This is a genomic window from Lutibacter sp. (assembly GCF_046055765.1).
GTDB lineage: Bacteria > Bacteroidota > Bacteroidia > Flavobacteriales > Flavobacteriaceae > Lutibacter.
In genome coordinates, this window is record NZ_JASFZF010000056.1 from 1 (window position 1) to 19,854 (window position 19,854).

General features: G+C 29.7%; 21 protein-coding genes. 14 read left to right on the top strand and 7 right to left on the bottom strand.

The window, feature by feature from the left end; all coding sequences use genetic code 11:
- Positions 1-84 precede the first annotated feature (84 nt).
- The 7 genes from atpB (at position 85) to QM495_RS06030 (ending at position 5,704) form a co-directional block, all read left to right on the top strand.
- Positions 85-1,176 carry a F0F1 ATP synthase subunit A gene (gene atpB / locus QM495_RS06000; RefSeq protein WP_408671205.1) on the top strand — a complete coding sequence of 364 codons (1,092 nt, stop codon included), beginning with the start codon at positions 85-87 and terminating at the stop codon, positions 1,174-1,176.
- A gap of 32 nt (positions 1,177-1,208) precedes the next feature.
- Positions 1,209-1,400, top strand: a complete 192-nt coding sequence (atpE, locus tag QM495_RS06005) for an ATP synthase F0 subunit C (RefSeq protein WP_168814679.1) — start codon at positions 1,209-1,211, stop codon at positions 1,398-1,400.
- A 72-nt stretch (positions 1,401-1,472) separates the two neighbouring features.
- Positions 1,473-1,973: a F0F1 ATP synthase subunit B gene (locus QM495_RS06010; protein ID WP_408671206.1), complete on the top strand. Its 501-nt coding sequence runs from the start codon at positions 1,473-1,475 to the stop codon at positions 1,971-1,973.
- 7 nt (positions 1,974-1,980) lie between these two features.
- Positions 1,981-2,538, top strand: coding sequence for an ATP synthase F1 subunit delta (gene atpH, locus QM495_RS06015; RefSeq protein ID WP_408671207.1), 558 nt, complete (start codon positions 1,981-1,983; stop codon positions 2,536-2,538).
- 34 nt (positions 2,539-2,572) lie between these two features.
- Positions 2,573-4,150: a F0F1 ATP synthase subunit alpha gene (atpA, locus tag QM495_RS06020; protein ID WP_408671208.1), complete on the top strand. Its 1,578-nt coding sequence runs from the start codon at positions 2,573-2,575 to the stop codon at positions 4,148-4,150.
- A gap of 72 nt (positions 4,151-4,222) precedes the next feature.
- The gene (atpG, locus tag QM495_RS06025) at positions 4,223-5,083 is read left to right on the top strand and encodes an ATP synthase F1 subunit gamma (RefSeq protein ID WP_408671209.1); all 861 of its coding nucleotides are present in this window, start codon (positions 4,223-4,225) and stop codon (positions 5,081-5,083) included.
- 135 nt (positions 5,084-5,218) lie between these two features.
- The gene (locus tag QM495_RS06030) at positions 5,219-5,704 is read left to right on the top strand and encodes a hypothetical protein (RefSeq protein WP_408671210.1); all 486 of its coding nucleotides are present in this window, start codon (positions 5,219-5,221) and stop codon (positions 5,702-5,704) included.
- Here QM495_RS06030 and QM495_RS06035 read toward each other — a convergent pair whose 3' ends face one another.
- Entirely contained in the window at positions 5,705-6,682 is a 978-nt protein-coding gene (locus QM495_RS06035; protein ID WP_408671211.1) for a Gfo/Idh/MocA family protein, read from the bottom strand.
- A gap of 99 nt (positions 6,683-6,781) precedes the next feature.
- On the opposite strand from QM495_RS06035, the gene QM495_RS06040 reads away from it, so the two are divergent.
- From QM495_RS06040 to QM495_RS06055, 4 genes are all read left to right on the top strand, one after another.
- On the top strand, positions 6,782-7,705 hold the full coding sequence (locus QM495_RS06040; RefSeq protein WP_408671212.1) for a hypothetical protein: 924 nt from the start codon (positions 6,782-6,784) through the stop codon (positions 7,703-7,705).
- A gap of 112 nt (positions 7,706-7,817) precedes the next feature.
- Positions 7,818-8,573: an SDR family NAD(P)-dependent oxidoreductase gene (locus QM495_RS06045; protein WP_408671213.1), complete on the top strand. Its 756-nt coding sequence runs from the start codon at positions 7,818-7,820 to the stop codon at positions 8,571-8,573.
- A gap of 7 nt (positions 8,574-8,580) precedes the next feature.
- The gene (locus tag QM495_RS06050) at positions 8,581-9,732 is read left to right on the top strand and encodes an ATP-binding protein (protein WP_408671214.1); all 1,152 of its coding nucleotides are present in this window, start codon (positions 8,581-8,583) and stop codon (positions 9,730-9,732) included.
- Positions 9,729-10,358, top strand: a complete 630-nt coding sequence (locus QM495_RS06055; protein ID WP_408671215.1) for a class I SAM-dependent DNA methyltransferase — start codon at positions 9,729-9,731, stop codon at positions 10,356-10,358. Before QM495_RS06050 ends, QM495_RS06055 begins: the two co-directional genes overlap by 4 nt.
- A gap of 70 nt (positions 10,359-10,428) precedes the next feature.
- On the opposite strand, the gene QM495_RS06060 is transcribed toward QM495_RS06055, so the two are convergent.
- The 3 genes from QM495_RS06060 to QM495_RS06070 all read right to left on the bottom strand — a co-directional run bounded on the left by QM495_RS06060 (position 10,429) and on the right by QM495_RS06070 (position 13,842).
- Positions 10,429-11,982 carry an aldehyde dehydrogenase family protein gene (locus QM495_RS06060; protein ID WP_408671216.1) on the bottom strand — a complete coding sequence of 518 codons (1,554 nt, stop codon included), beginning with the start codon at positions 11,980-11,982 and terminating at the stop codon, positions 10,429-10,431.
- Between the two features lie 126 nt (positions 11,983-12,108).
- A complete protein-coding gene (locus QM495_RS06065; RefSeq protein ID WP_408671217.1) occupies positions 12,109-13,290 on the bottom strand; it encodes an outer membrane beta-barrel protein in 1,182 nt (393 codons plus the stop codon).
- 15 nt (positions 13,291-13,305) lie between these two features.
- Complete coding sequence (locus QM495_RS06070) at positions 13,306-13,842, bottom strand: RNA polymerase sigma factor (RefSeq protein WP_408671218.1); 537 nt, start codon at positions 13,840-13,842, stop codon at positions 13,306-13,308.
- An 88-nt stretch (positions 13,843-13,930) separates the two neighbouring features.
- Here QM495_RS06070 and QM495_RS06075 point away from each other — a divergent pair, with 88 nt between their 5' ends.
- Positions 13,931-14,908, top strand: coding sequence for an acyl transferase (locus QM495_RS06075; protein ID WP_408671219.1), 978 nt, complete (start codon positions 13,931-13,933; stop codon positions 14,906-14,908).
- Positions 14,909-15,003: 95 nt separating this feature from the next.
- Here the strand turns inward: QM495_RS06075 and tyrS are convergent, their stop codons facing one another.
- Positions 15,004-16,296, bottom strand: a complete 1,293-nt coding sequence (gene tyrS / locus QM495_RS06080) for a tyrosine--tRNA ligase (RefSeq protein WP_408671220.1) — start codon at positions 16,294-16,296, stop codon at positions 15,004-15,006.
- A 120-nt stretch (positions 16,297-16,416) separates the two neighbouring features.
- On the opposite strand from tyrS, the gene QM495_RS06085 reads away from it, so the two are divergent.
- Both QM495_RS06085 and QM495_RS06090 read left to right on the top strand, forming a co-directional pair.
- Positions 16,417-17,418, top strand: a complete 1,002-nt coding sequence (locus QM495_RS06085; protein WP_408671221.1) for an NAD-dependent epimerase/dehydratase family protein — start codon at positions 16,417-16,419, stop codon at positions 17,416-17,418.
- Between the two features lie 4 nt (positions 17,419-17,422).
- A complete protein-coding gene (locus QM495_RS06090) occupies positions 17,423-18,016 on the top strand; it encodes a hypothetical protein (RefSeq protein WP_408671222.1) in 594 nt (197 codons plus the stop codon).
- 18 nt (positions 18,017-18,034) lie between these two features.
- Here the strand turns inward: QM495_RS06090 and QM495_RS06095 are convergent, their stop codons facing one another.
- Positions 18,035-18,499, bottom strand: coding sequence for a DUF4296 domain-containing protein (locus tag QM495_RS06095; protein WP_408671223.1), 465 nt, complete (start codon positions 18,497-18,499; stop codon positions 18,035-18,037).
- A complete protein-coding gene (locus tag QM495_RS06100) occupies positions 18,492-19,841 on the bottom strand; it encodes a dihydroorotase (protein ID WP_408671224.1) in 1,350 nt (449 codons plus the stop codon). Before QM495_RS06100 ends, QM495_RS06095 begins: the two co-directional genes overlap by 8 nt.
- Positions 19,842-19,854: the final 13 nt, after the last annotated feature.

A 19,854-nucleotide genomic window follows, 5' to 3' on the forward strand; every position in this document is an offset into this window, starting at 1 on the left:
TAATCTCAATAAATAGTTTTTGGTTTCTGATTTAAAAACATATATTTGCAAAATATTTTTAGGCACCACTAGTAATAAAGTGATATGTACAGAATTAACGTTATAAAAACTCTTACATTACTATTTTTAGTAATGACCATTTCAGTAAATGCTCAACATGAATCTACACAAAAGATTCATGAAGGAAATTCAGATCCAACAACGGATTTAAGAGCTAAAATAAAAGCAGACATTAAGCACCATTTACTAGATTCTCACGAGTTCACTTTGTTTCACAGCAAAATAACAGGGGCTGGTTTTACAGTTCCATTACCAATTATTTTATGGGATGGTGGCCTTCAAGTATTTTCTTCTTCTAAATTTCATCATGGTGAAAAAGTAGCTGAAAATAATGGAAATTACTACAAACTATTTCATAGTAAAATTTATAAAACTGATGCTGAAGGAACGTTAAATTTAAACGAACATCATCATCCAACAAATACAAAACCGTTAGATTTTTCAATTACTAAAAGTGTAGTTGGTATTTTAATGATTGCCTTATTTATGCTTTGGTTATTTAGCAGTTTAGCAAAATCGTATGTTAAAAATAATGGTATTGCAACTGGTTTAGGACGTTTTTTTGAACCTTTAGTATTATTTATTAGAGATGAAATAGCTATTCCTAATATTGGTGAAAAGCATTACAAAAGATACATGAATTATTTATTAACGATATTTTTCTTTATATGGTTTGTAAATTTATTAGGGTTAACACCGCTTGGTGTAAATGTAACTGGTAATATTGCAGTTACTTTTGCCTTAGCTATTTTAACCTATTTAATCACCACTTTTACTGCTAAAAAAACGTATTGGAAACACATTTTCTGGATGCCTGGTATTCCTTGGCCAATGAAAATAATTTTAGCGCCAATTGAATTATTTGGAACTTTTATCAAACCCTTTTCATTAATGATTCGTTTGTATGCAAATATGTTGGCAGGACATACAGTTTTGATGAGCATTTTAGCATTAATGTTTATTTTTAAAAGTTGGGTTGGTGGGCCATTATCATTTGGATTGGCATTTGTATTGTCAATTTTAGAATTACTAGTAGCAGTGCTACAAGCGTATATTTTCACAATGTTATCTGCCCTATATTTTGGATCAGCGGCAGAAGAACACGGAGATCATTAAAAAGAATGTTTAATTAATTAATTTAATATATTATGGAAATTCCAGGAATTGTAGGAGCAGGTTTAATTGTTATTGGAGCTGGTATTGGTATTGGTAGAATTGGTGGTTCAGCAATGGACGCTATTGCACGTCAGCCAGAAGCTTTTGGTAAAATTCAAACGGCAATGTTAATTGCAGCTGCCTTAATTGAAGGTATTGCGTTTGCAGCTTTATTTGCATCCTAAAAATTAAAATAAAAAGCTATAACGGTTGGTTATAGCTTTTTATTAAATTGAACAAAACATTATAATAAAATCATGGAACAATTATTAAACGAATTTTCTTTTGGGTTATTCTTTTGGCAAATAGCAATTTTTATATTGTTAGTTTACTTGCTGAAAAAATTAGCTTGGAAGCCTATTTTAAATGCTGTTAATGAAAGAGAAGAAGGTATTAAAAATGCATTAGATGAAGCAGAAAATGCTCGTAAAGAAATGCAAAATTTAACAGCTGACAATGAACGTATTTTAAAAGAAGCTCGTGCTGAACGTGACACATTGTTAAAAGAAGCACGCGAAATAAAAGAAACTATTATTTCTGAAGCAAAAGGTGCTGCACAAGCACAAGCCACAAAAGTAATTGAACAAGCACAAGCTACTATTCAAGCTGAAAAACAAGCTGCAATTACCGATTTAAAAAATCAAGTAGCTGAATTATCAATTAATATTGCAGAAAAAGTAGTGAGAGGTGAATTATCTGATAAAAACAAGCAAACAAAACTTGTTGAAGATCTATTGAAAGAAGTAACTATTAGCTAAATTTAAAATGAGCGGATCTAGAGCGGCAGTACGTTATGCAAAAGCAATATTAAGTTTTGCACTTGAACAAAATAAAGAAGTTGAAGTCAATCAAGATATGTTGCTAATTGCAAGTACAATTAAAGAAAGTAAGGATTTACAACTGTTACTAAGTAGTCCAGTTATAAAAACGGAATTAAAAAAAACAGCTTTAAATGAACTTTTTGCTTCTAAAATTTCAAGCTTAACTATAGGCTTAATAAACTTATTAATTGACAATAAAAGATTAGCAATATTAAGTTACGTAGCTAAAAAATATACCGTTCTTTTTGATAATTTAAAAGGAATAGAAGTGGCGAAAGTTACCACAGCATTTCCTCTATCAGATGCTTTAAATAAAAAAGTTTTAAGTAAAGTAAAAGAGATCACAGGAAAAGAAGCAACAATTGAAAATGTAATAAATCCTAACATTATTGGCGGCTTTATTCTACGTATTGGAGATATTCAATACGATGCAAGTGTTGCAAATAAATTACAAGGATTAAAAAGACAATTTGAAAGCGAAAGCTTTATTTCAAAATTGTAAGTAAAAAAGATTTTAGTTTTAAAAATTATATAAAATGGCATCAATAAAACCAGCTGAAGTATCAGCGATTTTAAAACAGCAATTAGAAGGATTTGACACATCTGCTTCATTAGATGAAGTAGGAACTGTACTTCAGGTAGGTGATGGTATAGCTCGTGTTTATGGCTTATCTAATGTTCAATATGGAGAGTTAGTTGAGTTTGAAGATGGATTAGAAGGAATTGTACTAAACTTAGAAGAAGACAATGTAGGTGTTGTTTTATTAGGTCATTCTAAATCAATTACAGAAGGCTCTATAGTTAAACGTACCAAAAGAATTGCTTCATTACAAGTAGGTGAAGGAATTGTTGGTCGTGTTGTAAATACCTTAGGACTTCCAATTGATGGTAAAGGACCAATTCAAGGAGAAACTTTTGAAATGCCTTTAGAACGTAAAGCTCCAGGTGTATTATTTCGTGAGCCAGTAACAGAACCATTACAAACAGGTCTTAAAGCAGTTGACGCTATGATTCCTATTGGTAGAGGTCAGCGTGAATTGATTATTGGTGACCGTCAAACTGGGAAATCTACCGTAGCAATTGATACTATCATCAATCAAAAAGAATTTTACGATGCTGGTGAGCCAGTATTTTGTATATATGTTGCCATTGGTCAAAAAGCTTCTACTGTTGCTGGAATTGCAAATTTGTTTGAAGAAAAAGGAGCAATGGCTTATACAACTATTGTTGCTGCTAATGCTTCGGATCCTGCATCAATGCAAGTATATGCTCCAATGGGAGGTGCAGCAATTGGTGAATATTTTAGAGATACAGGTCGTCCTGCATTAATTGTTTATGATGATTTATCTAAACAAGCAGTTGCATACCGTGAAATCTCATTATTATTGCGTCGTCCACCAGGACGTGAGGCATATCCAGGAGATGTATTTTATTTACACTCAAGATTATTAGAACGTGCTGCAAAAGTAATTAACGATGATACTATTGCTGCTCAAATGAATGATGTACCTGATTCTTTAAAAGGAATGGTAAAAGGTGGAGGTTCACTTACAGCTTTACCAATTATTGAAACACAAGCAGGAGATGTATCAGCATATATTCCAACAAACGTAATTTCTATTACTGATGGGCAAATTTTCTTAGATGGAGATTTATTTAACTCAGGTGTTCGTCCAGCAATTAACGTAGGTATTTCGGTATCTCGTGTGGGTGGTAACGCACAAATAAAATCAATGAAAAAAGTAGCAGGTACTTTAAAATTAGACCAAGCACAATATCGTGAGTTAGAAGCGTTTGCTAAGTTTGGTTCAGATTTAGATGCGGCGACCTTAAATATTATTGAAAAAGGAAAACGTAATGTTGAGATTTTAAAACAAAATCAAGCAGATCCATTTAAAGTTGAAGATCAAATTGCAATTATTTATGCAGGTTCTAAAAACTTATTAAGAGGTGTTCCTGTAGAAAAAATAAAAGAATTTGAAAGTGATTTCATTCAATATTTAAATGCAAAGCACAGAGATACGTTAGACACTTTAAAATCAGGTAAATTAACCGATGAAGTTATTGATACGTTAACAAGCGCTGCTAAAGAAGTTTCAGCAAAATACGCTTAAAAAACATTTTAGTATTGAGTGTTGAGATGAAATTCTCAATACTTAGTACTCAATACTAGAAACCAAATTAGAATGGCAAACTTAAAAGAAATACGTAACAGAATTACATCCATTGGTTCAACAATGCAAATTACCAGCGCCATGAAAATGGTATCGGCAGCAAAGTTGAAAAAAGCACAAGATGCAATTACTCAAATGCGTCCGTATGCTGATAAGTTGACTGAACTTTTACAAAATTTAAGTGCAACTTTAGAAGGTGAAGTTGGAGGTGTTTATTCTGAACAAAAAGAAATTTCAAAAGTATTACTCGTTCCAATCACTTCAAATAGAGGTTTATGTGGTGGTTTTAATTCTTCAATAATTAAGGCTTCAATACATATTATTAAAAATAAGTATAAAGGAAAACAGGTTGATATTTTAACTATTGGAAAAAAAGGGAATGATATTTTATCAAAAAACTTTACTATTATTGAGAATAATAATGATGTTTTTGATGATTTAACTTTTGATAATGTAGCTGTTATTGCTGAAAAAATAATGGCCTTATTTGCTGAAGGTTCTTATGATAGAGTTGATTTGCTTTATAATCGTTTTAAAAATGCAGCAACACAAATTGAAACCATTGAGCAATTTCTACCAATTGAACCAATAGAAGGAGATGTAAAAACAAAAATCGATTATTTGTTTGAACCTTCTAAAGCTGAAATTGTGTTAGAATTAATTCCAAAATCATTAAAAACACAGCTGTATAAAGCAATTAGAGATTCATTTGCATCGGAACATGGTGCACGTATGACAGCAATGCACAAAGCAACTGATAACGCAACAGAATTACGTGACGAATTATTATTAACATACAATAAAGCACGTCAGGCTGCAATTACAAATGAAATATTAGAAATTGTTGGTGGTGCGGAAGCATTAAACAATTAGTTTTAGGTACACTTTTTTGTGCAACGCTTAGGAATCAGACATATTAAAAATAGAAAAAGAGCTTATCTTAATTGATAAGCTCTTTTTTTGTAGTTTGGTACGCGCTTTGTATATATTTGAATAAACACTAGAGTTATGAATAAATTAGTTACCATTTTAATTTCAGTAATTATTCTTTTAGGCTTTTCCTTTTGTAGTGCTACAAGAGGAAGTATAAAAGATAAACAACAAGAAAACCCTCCATTTAAAGTTACAAAATCTACTTTTAATACTTGGGTTGGTGGGCAGCCTGGTGTTAAAGGATTTAATGTTGTTATTACAATTGATAATCCTAAGATTCAATTAGATTCTGTATATTTTAGAGAAAGAAAAGCTAAATTAAAAAAGGATGTAACTATCAATCCTCCTATGTTTATTGGGGTTTTTACATTACCAAATACTAAACATGACTATATTTTACATGAGAATAGTGAAATGGAATATAGCAATAAACCTTTAAATTTAAACATTCCTTATAGTTTAAAAAACAATGAAGCAGTTGTAAGTTATTTTTATGATGGAACGATATACTATTATAAAATTAATAAGGTAGAAGAAGTAAAATCTTCAGTAAAATATTAGCTAGTCTTCATTATAAGCTAAGTTTATTTTTTTTCTAATTTTGTCTAATAAAGAAATAAGTTCTAAACTATTTTGATGAGTCCAAGTACTACTTTCAATTTTATGTTGTTGTAAGCAGGTATTACATTCAATAATTTCATACGTGTAGCCTTTTCCCATAGTTGGTAATGAAATGAATTTTGATTTTCCATCGTTTTTTTGAATTGAAAATGAATCAGTTTCATTCCAGGGCATTTCAATGCATATTTCACCTAATGTGCCGCTAATTTTTGCTTCTCTTTTTGAAGTTGAATTAAAACTACTAAATAATAAAGCTTGCGCATTTTTGTAGTTAAATAACATAGCTAATTGCGAGTCGGCACCTGAATCATAAAAATGTGCATTTGCATTTATATTAGTTGGTAAGCCAAGTAGTAAATAAGCTAAAAATACTGGATAAATACCAATATCAAGTAAAGATCCACCACCTAATTTTTTATCATAAATACGCTGAATTGATGTATTCGCTTTAAATGAAAAATCGGCATTTATATATTTTAGTTCGCCTATTTCATCTTCATCAATTCTCTTTTTTACTGCTAAAATGCTTGGCAAAAAACGTGTCCACATAGCTTCCATTAAAAAAACTTGATTCTTTTTTGAAGCTTCAATCATCTTAAAAACCTGTTTATTATTCATAGCGAAAGGTTTTTCACACAAAACAGCTTTTTTATGTTCTAATGCTAAAATTGTATATCGTTTGTGTGAATTATGAGGTGTAGCAATGTAAACAATATCAACTAAATTATTTTTAACTAATTCTTCATAAGTACCATAAAAGTTAGTTGCATTATATTTTTTTGAAAAGGCTTTAGCTTTAGAAATACTTCTAGAAGCAACAGCTTCCAATGTGCAATTTTCAACTAATAATAAATCAGTCGCAAATTTATGAGCAATACCACCAAGCCCTATGATACCCCATTTTATATCTTTATTCATCCTTTATTTTTTTGCTTTAAAAGTTTACACTATGTAAATATAATTTTTTTGGCATAGATTTTGAAATTCTTAACTAGTATAACCAAAAAACACAAAATTATGAGAACTTTAAAATTACTTTTCGCCACAATAATTATTGGGATAGCATTTACGTCTTGTAGTGTAGTTGTTGATGAGTTTAATGACCCATATTATGTAAATATTGAAGATGTTGTTACCGCATATGATTTATGGTATGTTGATTATAATAGCACAACAGGAACTGGAGATGTACCTTTTTTATCTAAAGCATTTACAGTTTCATTTATAAACGGAAAATTATGGGTAAACAATAACTTAGTAGGAATTGGTTCTACAGGAAATGGTTATGGAATTGAAATAGGATATTATGATACTTATAGTGGAATTTTAGAAATTGATCACGACTTAGACGGTTATTACGATTTTGATGTGGTAGAATTATCAAGTGATAGATTAAAACTAATAGACAACTATAACAATGTAAGTTATTACTTAGAAGGATATCAAAAATATAACTTTGATTATAATCAGATATTTTACGATAATATTGAGTACTTTTTACAAGAATATGATGTTTGGGAAAAAACATTTACAAGTGCATTAGGTGAATTAAATGAATTTGAAAACGAGAATTTTTTAAGCTTTACACCTGAAAACATAACAACTTTTTATTCATCACAAGATGAAGTTGGCACAAATATTGATGATGTATATTGGGATTATGTAGGTGGTTATTCTGTTGCAAACATACAAGGATATGATAATTTAAAAATTTTAACATTAGATTATGATTCTTGGGGCAATGAGGAGTTTGAGTTAACCGTTATAAATGATGAAAAGATTAGTTTGTACCACATAAATTCTGGAACAACGTACGAATTTACTGGAAATGGTTACATTCAATATTTAAAAACTAGTTCGTCTAAAGAAAATGTAAGGAATGAAGGTAGAAAACGAACTAAAGTACAAAGAGAAACTAAAATTAGAAGAAATTTAAAATAAAGTTTGGTTAGTTGATTTTTGGTTGGTTATTTCTAATAATCAATCGAGTCAAACCGCCCCCGAAAAGGGGCGGTTTTTTTGTATATTTATCTTAAGTTTAAAATTACAAGCAATGAATAAAAAAACAGCTTTTATTACAGGAGCAACTTCAGGAATAGGAAAAGCAACTGCGCAACTTTTTGCGCAAAATAACATACGTTTAATTCTTTGCGGAAGAAGAATGAATCGATTAAACCAACTACAAGAAGAATTAAGTAAATTAACAGATGTTACCATACTAGCATTTGATGTTCGAAATAAAAATGAAGTATTTAAAGCTATTGAATCGCTTCCGAAGGAATTTAAACAAATTGATATTTTAATAAATAATGCAGGAAACGCACATGGATTGAGCACTATTCAAGATGGTGATTTGGACGATTGGGACGCGATGATAGATATTAATGTAAAAGGTTTACTGTACGTTTCTAAAGCAATACTTCCTAAAATGGTGGAAAGAAACGATGGATTTGTAGTGAATATTGGCTCTATTGCAGGGAAAGAAGTATACCCTAATGGAAATGTATATTGCGCATCTAAGTACGCTGTAAACGCTTTAAATAAAGCAATGCGAATAGATTTAAACAAACATAATATTAGAGTTTCAGCAATTCATCCGGGAGCAGTTGAAACCGAGTTTTCTGAAGTTCGTTTTAAAGGTGATATAAACAAAGCTAAAAATGTGTACAAAGGGTTCAAAGCATTACAAGCAGAAGATATTGCAGATATTATTTATTTTGTGGTAACAAGACCTTATCATGTGAATATTGAAGATTTAATTGTATATCCAACAGCACAAGCAAGTGCTACTATTTTAAATAAAGAATAATAGGTAAATGATTAACAAGCGGTTATTAATAAAAAATTTGTTAGCGCATAACGATGAAAATAGCTTTTATGATAAAAAGCGAAAAATCTCATTAGATACCAATGAAGGGAAAGCTAAATTTTTAAAACACGTTTGTGCATTGTCAAATTCTAACCCTGAAAATAATTCATATATTGTTATTGGTGTTGAAGATGAAACAAATGAAATTGAAGGAGTTGACTTTTTTGATGATAGTAAAATTCAAAATTTGGTAAACTCTTATTTTGAAAATCCTCCTAAAATACAATACGAAAATATTCCATTTCCAAGATTACCAAGGCATAAAGTAGTAGGTTTAGTTACAATTCATAATACGAATAAAGTTACATTTTTAAATAAGCCTATTTGGAAATATGTAAAAGGACGTATTTTCTTCAGAAGAGGAAGCAATTCTATGTCAACTTTAGGAAAATTTGAATTGAAAAACACCAATCAATCTATTGTTGAAGCTATTGAAATAAATGCAAGTAATAATATTGAATTAACCTTAGATGGTGTTTTCGATTTTATGAATCGACACAAACCACATTATCACCCAAAATATAAAGTTTTTAACGAGCAATTTGTATTGTGTTGGGCAGGAGAAAAGAAGAAAGTAGACGGTAAAGTATTTTATTCTAGAGTTGATATTGAGCTAGTTAATGAGCAAGTTCGGTTGTTTTATTCAGCTTTAGATGAAGTTAAAATAGAATACAATCATAGGTCGTTTATAATTACTGAATATATTTATTTAAGAATTAAAGAAGAGTTTGATTATTATCCATTTGAAAAAACAGTGATTCATTTTAAAGATAATGGTAAACATGATATTGTAACAGAATTTCTTTTTCAACCACCACAATTTGATAAAAAGGTACTGCATCACGTATATAACAATTGCAATACTATTTTAAATAAATTGCAGCAAAAGTTACCGCTTACAAAAAGTGAACAAGCTGATTTGCAAGAAATACCTACAAACTATTTAATTTGTGAGTTAAATAATTTTTCAGAAGCAAAATCAAAACTGAAAGAAATTAAAAATTGTTTAAGGAATTTAGACGATAAATCAGCGTACATAAAATACAAAGAAGCTGTGAGAATTTTAAGAAAAGTTAAAAACCAAGACGACGAGAAATGAGCATAGAAAAAGCATATAATTTATGGGCTGAATGTTATGATACCAACGAAAATAAAACTAGAGATTTAGATCAAAAATCAACTATTGAGGTTTTATCACGTTATAATTTTGAAACAGTGTTAGAATTAGGCTGCGGCACAGGGAAAAACACCAAGTGGTTAGTAACAAAAGCAAAAAAAATTATTGCACTTGATTTTTCTCAAGAAATGCTAAATAAAGCAACAAACAAGATAAAGAATAGTAATGTATTATTTAAAAAAGCAAATTTGTTAGAAGTTTGGGATATTGACAACGAATTTGCAGATTTAATAACAGCTAGTTTAATGTTGGAACATATCAAAAATTTAAATTTTATTTTTAAACAAGCCCAATTAAAATTAAAATCTAACGGTTTGTTTTTTATAAACGAACTGCATCCATTTAAACAGTATATTGGTAGTAAAGCAAGATTTGACACAGAAAAAGGAACCGAAGTTTTGGAAGTTTATACACATCATGTTTCAGAATATGTTGCTATGGCAAATAAAAATGGCTTTTTTTTGGAAGAAATTGAAGAACAGTTTGATGGAGTTGAAGCGGATGAAATCCCTAGACTTCTTTCGTTGGTTTTTAGAAAAAAGATATAATTAAAAATGAATAACAAAAAAGGCAGAGTTTTTAAACTCTGCCTTTTAAAAATAATATTGCTATAAAGTATTACAAATCAAATTTTATTCCTTGTGCTAAAGGAAGTTCAGTTGTATAATTTATTGTGTTCGTTTGGCGTCTCATATACACTTTCCATGCATCAGAACCAGATTCTCTTCCGCCACCAGTTTCTTTTTCACCACCAAAAGCACCACCAATTTCTGCACCAGAAGTTCCAATATTAACGTTTGCAATACCACAATCTGATCCAGCTTGGGATAAGAAAGTTTCTGCATCACGTAAATTGTTTGTCATAATTGCTGAAGATAAACCTTGAACTACTCCATTCTGAATTTCAATTGCATTGTGTACATCTCCACGGTATTTTAATAAATATAAAACCGGTGCAAATGTTTCATTTTGAACAATTTCAAAGTGATTTTCAGCTTCTGCTATTGCAGGTTTTACATAACATCCACTTTCATAACCTTCACCACTTAAAACACCGCCTTCAACTAATAAATTTCCACCTTCTTCAACTACTTTTTGCAAAGCGTTTTTATACATTTCAACCGCAGCAGTATCAATTAATGGACCAACATGGTTATTTTCATCTAACGGATTTCCAATGCTTAATTGTTTGTAAGCCGCAACCAACGCTTCTTTTACTTGATCGTACATAGATTCGTGAATAATTAATCTACGTGTTGATGTACAACGTTGTCCAGCAGTACCTACAGCACCAAATACAGCACCAATAATAGTCATTTTAATATCAGCATCTGGTGTTACAATAATAGCATTGTTTCCACCTAATTCTAGTAATGATCTTCCTAAACGTTCTGCAACAGTTTTAGCAACAATTTTACCCATTCTTATTGAGCCGGTTGCTGAAATTAACGAAATACGTTTATCCGTTGTCATATATTCACCTACTTTATAATTTCCATTTACAATACATGAAATTCCTTCTGGTAAATTATTTTCTTTTAAAACATCAGCAATAATGTTTTGGCATGCAATACTACATAAAGGAGCTTTTTCTGAAGCTTTCCACACACAAACATCACCAGCAATCCAAGCTAAAGCAGTATTCCAAGCCCAAACAGCTACAGGAAAGTTAAATGCAGAAATAATACCGACAATTCCAAGTGGATGGTATTGATCATACATTCTATGCCCAGGTCGTTCTGAATGTAATGTTGAACCGTTTAATTGACGAGATAAGCCAACAGCAAAGTCGCAAATGTCAATCATTTCTTGTACTTCTCCTAAACCTTCTTGTAACGACTTTCCCATTTCGTACGAAACTAATTCACCTAAAGGTTGTTTTAATTCGCGTAATTTTTCACCAAACTGACGAACAATTTCTCCACGTTGAGGTGCGGGTTTTAATCTCCAAGTTTTAAATGCACTTTGTGCAGTTGTAATTACTTTTTCAAAATCTTCTTTAGTAGTTGTAGTTACTTTTCCTATTAAGCTTCCATTTACTGGAGAAATCGATTCAAGAATTTCACCATTTCCAAAGAAATTAGAACCGGTTGAAGTTCCTTGATTTAAATTTTGAACACCTAATTTGTTTAAGGCTTCACTTATTGTTTTTTCTATTGTTGTAATTTCCATAAGCTGGATATGTTTTTTGTTTTATGCAAAATTACGAATAATATATGTTTTAAAAAGAAAAGCCGCTTCAAATTTGAAACGGCTTTCTTCATTCAATATTTGGTAACCAACCAAATAATAAACCAACTAAAACTTATAATTTAAACCTGTATAAACTCCTAAATAATAAGGTTGTATACTTCCAGAATTTTTAGAAAAGGTATTTGTTTGAACTTTGAACATTGGTGAAACATTGATGAATAAATTTTTATGAATTGAATAATCCAAATCTAATCCAATATTACCACTAAAGTTTATGGATCTTAAATTGTTTGATGAACCTAGACTTTGAGAATAATTATTAGTTTCAATAAAAACTTCATCTCTATTTAAAAGAAGTGTACTAAAACCACCAACTACATTTACACCTAGTTTACCATTAACAATATTGTATTTTACTTCAATAGGTATTTCTACGTAACCAAAAACTTGGTTCAAGCTACCAGAGTTATTAGCTTCTTTAGATGTTGCAATTTCACTTTTACCTAAAGTAGGGTTGTTTGATAAATTAGAAAATCCAATAACAGAAACACCTGGAGTTACATAAACACCATTGGTTGTGTACCCTAAATTAATGAGGTTCACACCAGATTGTACACTAAATTTTTCGTTAAGCTTATAAGCTACTTTTACACCATAAGAATAAGAGGAATTACCAGAGGTTGGATTTTCTTTAAACTGAGAATCTACTCCAGAGCCATCACCAAAAGAATTGATATATATTGGTGCAAATATAGTAGCTACTGTCAATTTCCCATTTAAGAAATCTTTGTTTTTCACCGTATTACCTTTATTATTTTGAAGCGGTAAAATTATAGCATCTGCTAAAAAATAGGGGTTTAATTCTTTTGTAATTTCGGAAGGTTCATTGTTAGTATTTTCAATGACTTCTTTATTGATTTCAGCTAGATTTTTAAGATTGGTACTTGTTTCAATTTCAGCAGCTATTTTAATTTTAGATTTTTCTTCTTTTACGGCTATTGTAGTTTCTTGACCCTTTTCATCTATAATTTTAGAAAGTTTAGTTTTTTTAGGTAATATATTTTTAGAAACATTAGAAGTAGGAAGTAAATAAATAGTACCTACACTAAAAAGTAAGGCTAATAAAGCTGCAATACTTGAAATTTTCACCCAAAAAGGAATGGTACGTTTTTTTGTAGGTTTAACTAATTTTTTTTCAATAGCATTCCACACTTTCGTTGGTGGGGAAACCTCAAAGTCTTTTAAATTCTCTTGGAATAGTCTATCTATATTTTTTAAATCTCTCACTATTATCTTTTAATCTTAAATAGATTGTTGACTTTCTTGATGTAATTCAATTTTTTGTTTTAAAATGTTTCTTGCTCTGGCTAAATTCGATTTTGAGGTGCCTTCTGCAATTTGTAACATTTTAGAAATTTCTTTGTGTGAAAAGCCATCTAAAACATAAAGGTTAAAAACCATTCTATATCTATCAGGTAATTCTTGTATTAGATTTAATAAAAAATCTAAAGAAACTTCATCATCATCTATATCAACAATCACTTCATCGGGTATCTCTTCAGTAACAAGGCTTAACACATTTTTTTGTCTATATTTCAACAAAATAGTGTTCACCATAACACGCTTTAACCAACCTTCAAAAGATCCTTTAAATTTAAATTGCCCAATTTTCTCAAAAATAGTTATAAAACCATCTTGAAAATTATCTTGAGCCTCTTGTTTATTTTTAGAGTACTTTAAGCATATAGAAAATAACTTACCAGAAAAAAGTTGGTAAATTTCTTCTTGTGCCCTTCGGTCGTTCTTAGCACATTGTTTTACGAGCTCGTTTAAACTCAAAAGCAACTGTTTTAATTAATAATAAGATACCTATAAAGATAATAGGTTGCGTAAATTTACATTACTTTTGTGATGTTTCCCAAAATTTATGAAAAGAAATAACATTATTAATATTCATAATAGTAACGATTTTAGTGAAATAGCACTCGAAATATTTCAATTTCAGGCTAAAAATTGTAGTGTTTATAAAGAGTTTTTAAACCTATTAACTATTGATATTTGTGAAGTTAAAACCATTTCACAGATTCCTTTTTTACCTGTTCAATTCTTTAAATCTCATAAAATTGTAAGTTCGAAAGAAGTTATTCAGCAAGTTTTTTTAAGTAGCGGGACTACTGGAAATGCTCAAAGTAAGCATTTTGTTACGGATGTTTCTGTCTATAGAAAAAGTTTTACAAAAGGGTTTGAATATTTTTATGGCGCTATTGAAAAATTTACAGTATTAGCTTTATTACCATCTTATTTAGAGCGTAATGGTTCATCTTTAATTTATATGGCAAATAGTTTTATTAAAAAATCTAAAAATTCAAAAAGCGGATTTTATTTAAATAATTTAGATGAATTATATCAAAATTTGATAGAATTAGATAAAAATAATGAAAAAGTATTGCTAATTGGAGTTTCATTTGCCTTATTAGATTTGGTTGAAAAGTATAAATTTAAGCTAAAAAATACAGTAATTATGGAAACTGGAGGTATGAAAGGAAGGAGAAAAGAGTTAATTAGAGAAGAATTACATCAAGTTTTAAAAGAAGGTTTTGGAGTAAATAATATTCATTCTGAATATGGAATGACAGAATTATTAAGTCAAGCATATTCAACAGGGAACGGTATTTTTGAATGCCCGCCATGGATGAAAATTTTAATTCGTGATACTGAAGATGCACTTACCATTTTACCAACAGGAAAATCGGGAGGAATTAATGTGATTGATTTGGCTAATATAAATTCTTGTTCATTTATTGCCACACAAGATATAGGTAAAACCTATACAAATGGGACCTTTGAAGTGTTAGGTCGTTTTGATAATTCAGATATTAGAGGTTGTAATTTATTGGTATTGTAACTCTACTGTCATTCCTGCGAAGGCAGGAATCCATTTTTATTTCGGTTTTAAATCATAAGATTCCTGCCTTCGCAGGAATGACAATGAAATAATACCTATGATACTACTTTTAATAAAAAATAACTTTTTTTACCACGTTGTAATAACACAAATTTATTTGCAATTAAATCGGAAGTTGTTATTACACAATCATCTTTAACCTTTTCTTTATTTACTGAAATTGAGTTTTCTTTTAAAGCTCTTCTAACTTCACCATTTGAATTTAAAAATTTGTTATCTGCAAAAGCTGGTACAATTTCTAATCCATTTTCAATAACAGAATGTTTAATTTCAGCTTGAGGAACACCATCAAAAACATCTAAAAATGTTTGCTCATCTAGTGTTTTTAAATCTTCAGCAGTAGATTTTCCGAATAATATATTGGAAGCTTTTATAGCATTATCGTATGCATCTTTACCGTGAGTCATTACAGTAACTTCTTCTCCAATTTTCTTTTGAAGAATACGGATATGAGGAGCTTCTTTATGTTCAGAAATTAACTGTTCAATAGTTTTTTCATCTAAAAAAGTGAATATTTTAATGTACTTTTCAGCATCTTCATCAGAAGAATTTAACCAATATTGATAAAATTTATAAGGTGAAGTTCTATTGGCATCTAACCAAATATTTCCACCGGCAGTCTTTCCAAATTTAGTACCATCAGCTTTTGTAATTAGTTTACAAGTTAGTGCATAAGCTTTCCCTTGGGCTTTTCTTCTAATTAATTCAGTTCCTGTGGTAATATTCCCCCATTGATCTGAACCTCCCATTTGAAGTTTACAATTGTTTTCTTTGTATAAATGGTAAAAATCGTACCCTTGAAATAGTTGGTAGGTAAATTCCGTAAAACTCATACCGGTTTTAGATTCTGAATCAATACGTTTTTTAACAGAATCTTTCGCCATCATGTAATTTACGGTAATGTGTTTACCAACATCACGTACAAATTCAATAAGCGAAATTTCTTTCATCCAATCGTAATTATTAACTAACTGAGCAGCATTTTTAGAAGTACTATTATCAAAATTTAAAAAACGTGCTAATTGTCCTTTTACACCAGCTATATTTTTGTTGAGTGTTTCTTCATCTAATAAATTACGCTCATCAGATTTTCCGGAAGGATCACCAACCATTCCTGTAGCTCCTCCAACTAAAGCAATTGGATTGTGGCCTGCTTTTTGAAAATGCATTAATATAATAATAGGCACTAAACTTCCAATGTGTAATGAATCGGCTGTTGGATCAAAGCCAATATAACCGGTTGTTTTATTTTTTAATAAATATTCTTCAGTTTCGGGCATCATATCGTGTAACATGCCTCTCCAACGTAGTTCTTCAACAAAATTCATTATCAAAATTTTTAATTTCAGCAAAGATAAAATTTTAGTTGTTAGTTACTACGTTTACATTATAGTTTTTTAAATGAAGTTGATTGTAAAATACCCAAACATTTTTTATACTTTCGTTTTATGATTTTAGTAACGGGTGGAACGGGTTTAGTAGGTGCACATTTATTGTATCATCTTTTATTAGAAAATGATATTGTAAAAGCAAGTCATAGAAAAAATAGTGATTTACAAGCTGTAAAAAATGTTTTTAGTTATTATTCGGACGATTTTGAAGCTATTTTTCAAAAAATTGAATGGGTTGAAGTTGATATTACAGATGTGTATTTGCTAGAAAAAGCTTTTGAAAATATAACTGAAGTTTATCATGCTGCTGCGCTCATTTCTTTCAATCCGAAAGATTATGCAGCAATGCGAAAAATTAATATTGAAGGAACTGCTAATATTGTTAATATTTGTATTGAAAAACAAGTTAAAAAATTATGTTTTGTAAGCTCTATTGCCACCATTGAAAAAGCACTTAACAAAACAATTATTAATGAAGAAGAAGATTGGAATCCTGAAAATAATAATTATGGATATGCAATTACAAAATATGGTGCAGAGATGGAAGTTTGGAGAGCATCACAAGAAGGTATTGATGTTGTAATTGTTAATCCAGGTGTAATTTTAGGAGCTGGATTTTGGAAAAACGGCCCGGGTGAATTATTTACAAAAATTAATAAAGGATTAAAGTTTTATTCGGAAGGAATAACAGGATATGTTGCAGTAACCGATGTTGTAAAAATAATGATACAACTAATGAAGAGTTCTCTTAAAAATGAACGTTATATTTTGGTTTCAGAAAATAAGAGTTTTAAAGAGGTATTTTTTCAAATAGCTGATAATTTCAAGAAAAGAAGACCTTCAATTAAGGTAACAACTTTTATGAGTGAATTCGGTTGGCGTTTGCTAAAATTAGTTTCGTTATTCAGTAAAAAACCACCGTTACTTACCAGTCATTCAGCAAAGTCTATTCACAATACTTATTTTTATTCTTCGGCCAAAATTAAAACAGCATTAGATTATAAGTTTGAACTTGTTAATGAGACCATACAAAAGGTTTGTGAATTGTATAAAAGATAATTTTATGCAAGTTAAATATCAACATATTATTAAAAAATGGACGAATAATCAATCGTTTGATGAAAAAATAATTACGTTGTTTAAAAAAGTAAGAGATATACCTTATGGTACAATTGGCTCTAGAAATCCATTAGATGTTTACCACCAAAACATGGGAACTTGTTCAGGGAAACACGCATTATTAAAAGCTTTATATGTAGAACTTGGCTTAGAAGTTAAAGATTTTATTGTAATGCATAATTTTAATAAATTACCGATAAAATACCCCAAAAATATTCAAAAAATAATATTAGAAAATAGAATTATTGATCCTCATAATTTTATAAAAATAAAAAGAGGTAATCAATGGTTTACTGTTGACGTAACTTGGGATAAAGGATTAAAAAAATTAGGATTTCCAATGAATGAAAACTGGGATGGAAAATCTAATTTAGCTATTTTAGTTGCTTATGAGGGGAAAATTTTTGAAACGGTTGATCCTATTGCTTTAAAAAAAGAATTTCTTCAAAAGTTACCAAATAAAAATCAAAAGGAGCGAATAGTTTTTATTAAAAAATTAACAAAATGGCTTTCTTCAGAAAGAGAATTAACAAAATAAATGATATTATTTAATTATTTATTTTTTTAAATTTTCATCAAGTGAATCTTCTATTCTATCACCTTTTTTTTGTTTTCGTGAGGGTGATTTTTTACTATTTCTTATAGAGTCTCTTTTCTTTTTAGCTAAAGAATCTACTAATTTAATTTCGGCACTATATTTTTCTTTTAATGCTTTTAAGCGTTCATCAACTTTTCTAAGGATTTTACTGTAATCATCTATTCTTGAAGTATAAAAATAATTACTTTCTTTAAATAGAGTGGTATCAATTTGGTATTTTTTAAAAACTAAAGGAAAATAATTTACATTACGTTGAAGGTTTAAATTTTTAATGTTATCACCTCCATCAGCCAAAAGTATATCAGTTAATAAATCAACCATTTGGTCTTCTGGAATTAAGTTAGTTGGTTTTTTAATAATTGTATTACTTGTACAAGCGGTAAAAAATGCACTTAAAATTAAGATGTAGATTGTTTTATTCATTAGTTCTATTAAAAAGTAATCGTTTTCCTTTTATGGTATTATGAAACACTCTATTGTGATATGCTAGATAACCATTTACAAAAGTATGTGTAATTTTTGAATAAAATGTAGTTCCTTCAAATGGAGACCATCCACATTTGTATAAAATATTTTCTTTAGTAACGGTCCAAGGAGATGAGATATCTACTAAAACTAAATCTGCATAATAACCAATTTTAATAAATCCTCTTTTTTGAATTTTGAAAATTTTTGCAGGATTATGGCACATTTTTTCGACTATTTTTTCAAGTGATATTTTTCCTTGTCGATGTGCTTGTAATAATGCAGGTAAAGCATGTTGAACTAATGGACCACCACTTGGTGCTTTGGTGTACACTTGCTGTTTTTCAGCTAAAGTGTGCGGTGCATGGTCTGACGCAATTACATCAATTTTATCATTTAATAAAGCTTTCCATAAGCCTTCTTTATCCTTTTTAGTTTTTATAGCCGGATTCCATTTTATAAATGTGCCTTTAGATGCGTAATCACTTTCATCAAACCATAAATGATGAACGCAAACTTCCGCCGTAATTTGTTTTTGTTCAAGTGGAATATTATTTTTAAATAATTCAGTTTCTTTAGCTGTGGATAAATGAAAAACATGTAAACGAGCACCTGTTTTTTTTGCTAATTCAATCGCTTTTGAAGAAGATAAATAACAAGCTTCTTCACTTCTAATTTTCGGGTGTAATTCTATAGGAATATCATCGCCATATTCTTGTAAATAGATTGCTAAATTCTTTCTTATAGTAGCTTCATCTTCACAATGTACAGCAATAAGCATGTTGGTTGAAGAAAATATTTTTTCTAAAACAGCTTCATTATCCACCAACATATTTCCTGTTGAAGAACCTAAAAACAATTTAATACCAGCAACATTTGTTGGATTGGTTTTTAATAATTCTTCTAAATTATCGTTAGTGCCACCAAACATAAAGGAATAGTTGGCATAGGAACTATTTGCAGCAATTTTAAACTTTTGTTCTAATAATTCTTGAGTAGTAGCTTGAGGAACCGTATTTGGCATTTCTATAAATGAAGTTATACCACCAGCAATGGCAGCTTTACTTTCGCTTTCAATAGTTGCTTTGTGTGTTAACCCTGGTTCACGAAAATGAACCTGATCGTCTATAACACCAGGTATTAAATATTTTCCTTCAGCATCAATCACAGTTGTATTAGCAGATTTTGAACTAATTGAAGCATTAATATCCACAATATATTCACCATCAATTAAAACATCGCCTTCAATTATTTTACCTTCGCTAACAATTTTGGCGTTTTTAATAAGTGTTAAACTCATTTTTCTTTTTCTT

Coding starts and splice junctions, on each gene's coding strand:
- atpB (WP_408671205.1), top strand. CDS start 85: ATGTACAGAATTAACGTTATAAAAACTCTTACATTACTATTTTTAGTA.
- atpE (WP_168814679.1), top strand. CDS start 1,209: ATGGAAATTCCAGGAATTGTAGGAGCAGGTTTAATTGTTATTGGAGCT.
- QM495_RS06010 (WP_408671206.1), top strand. CDS start 1,473: ATGGAACAATTATTAAACGAATTTTCTTTTGGGTTATTCTTTTGGCAA.
- atpH (WP_408671207.1), top strand. CDS start 1,981: ATGAGCGGATCTAGAGCGGCAGTACGTTATGCAAAAGCAATATTAAGT.
- atpA (WP_408671208.1), top strand. CDS start 2,573: ATGGCATCAATAAAACCAGCTGAAGTATCAGCGATTTTAAAACAGCAA.
- atpG (WP_408671209.1), top strand. CDS start 4,223: ATGGCAAACTTAAAAGAAATACGTAACAGAATTACATCCATTGGTTCA.
- QM495_RS06030 (WP_408671210.1), top strand. CDS start 5,219: ATGAATAAATTAGTTACCATTTTAATTTCAGTAATTATTCTTTTAGGC.
- QM495_RS06035 (WP_408671211.1), bottom strand. CDS start 6,682: ATGAATAAAGATATAAAATGGGGTATCATAGGGCTTGGTGGTATTGCT.
- QM495_RS06040 (WP_408671212.1), top strand. CDS start 6,782: ATGAGAACTTTAAAATTACTTTTCGCCACAATAATTATTGGGATAGCA.
- QM495_RS06045 (WP_408671213.1), top strand. CDS start 7,818: ATGAATAAAAAAACAGCTTTTATTACAGGAGCAACTTCAGGAATAGGA.
- QM495_RS06050 (WP_408671214.1), top strand. CDS start 8,581: ATGATTAACAAGCGGTTATTAATAAAAAATTTGTTAGCGCATAACGAT.
- QM495_RS06055 (WP_408671215.1), top strand. CDS start 9,729: ATGAGCATAGAAAAAGCATATAATTTATGGGCTGAATGTTATGATACC.
- QM495_RS06060 (WP_408671216.1), bottom strand. CDS start 11,982: ATGGAAATTACAACAATAGAAAAAACAATAAGTGAAGCCTTAAACAAA.
- QM495_RS06075 (WP_408671219.1), top strand. CDS start 13,931: ATGAAAAGAAATAACATTATTAATATTCATAATAGTAACGATTTTAGT.
- tyrS (WP_408671220.1), bottom strand. CDS start 16,296: ATGAATTTTGTTGAAGAACTACGTTGGAGAGGCATGTTACACGATATG.
- QM495_RS06085 (WP_408671221.1), top strand. CDS start 16,417: ATGATTTTAGTAACGGGTGGAACGGGTTTAGTAGGTGCACATTTATTG.
- QM495_RS06090 (WP_408671222.1), top strand. CDS start 17,423: ATGCAAGTTAAATATCAACATATTATTAAAAAATGGACGAATAATCAA.
- QM495_RS06095 (WP_408671223.1), bottom strand. CDS start 18,499: ATGAATAAAACAATCTACATCTTAATTTTAAGTGCATTTTTTACCGCT.
- QM495_RS06100 (WP_408671224.1), bottom strand. CDS start 19,841: ATGAGTTTAACACTTATTAAAAACGCCAAAATTGTTAGCGAAGGTAAA.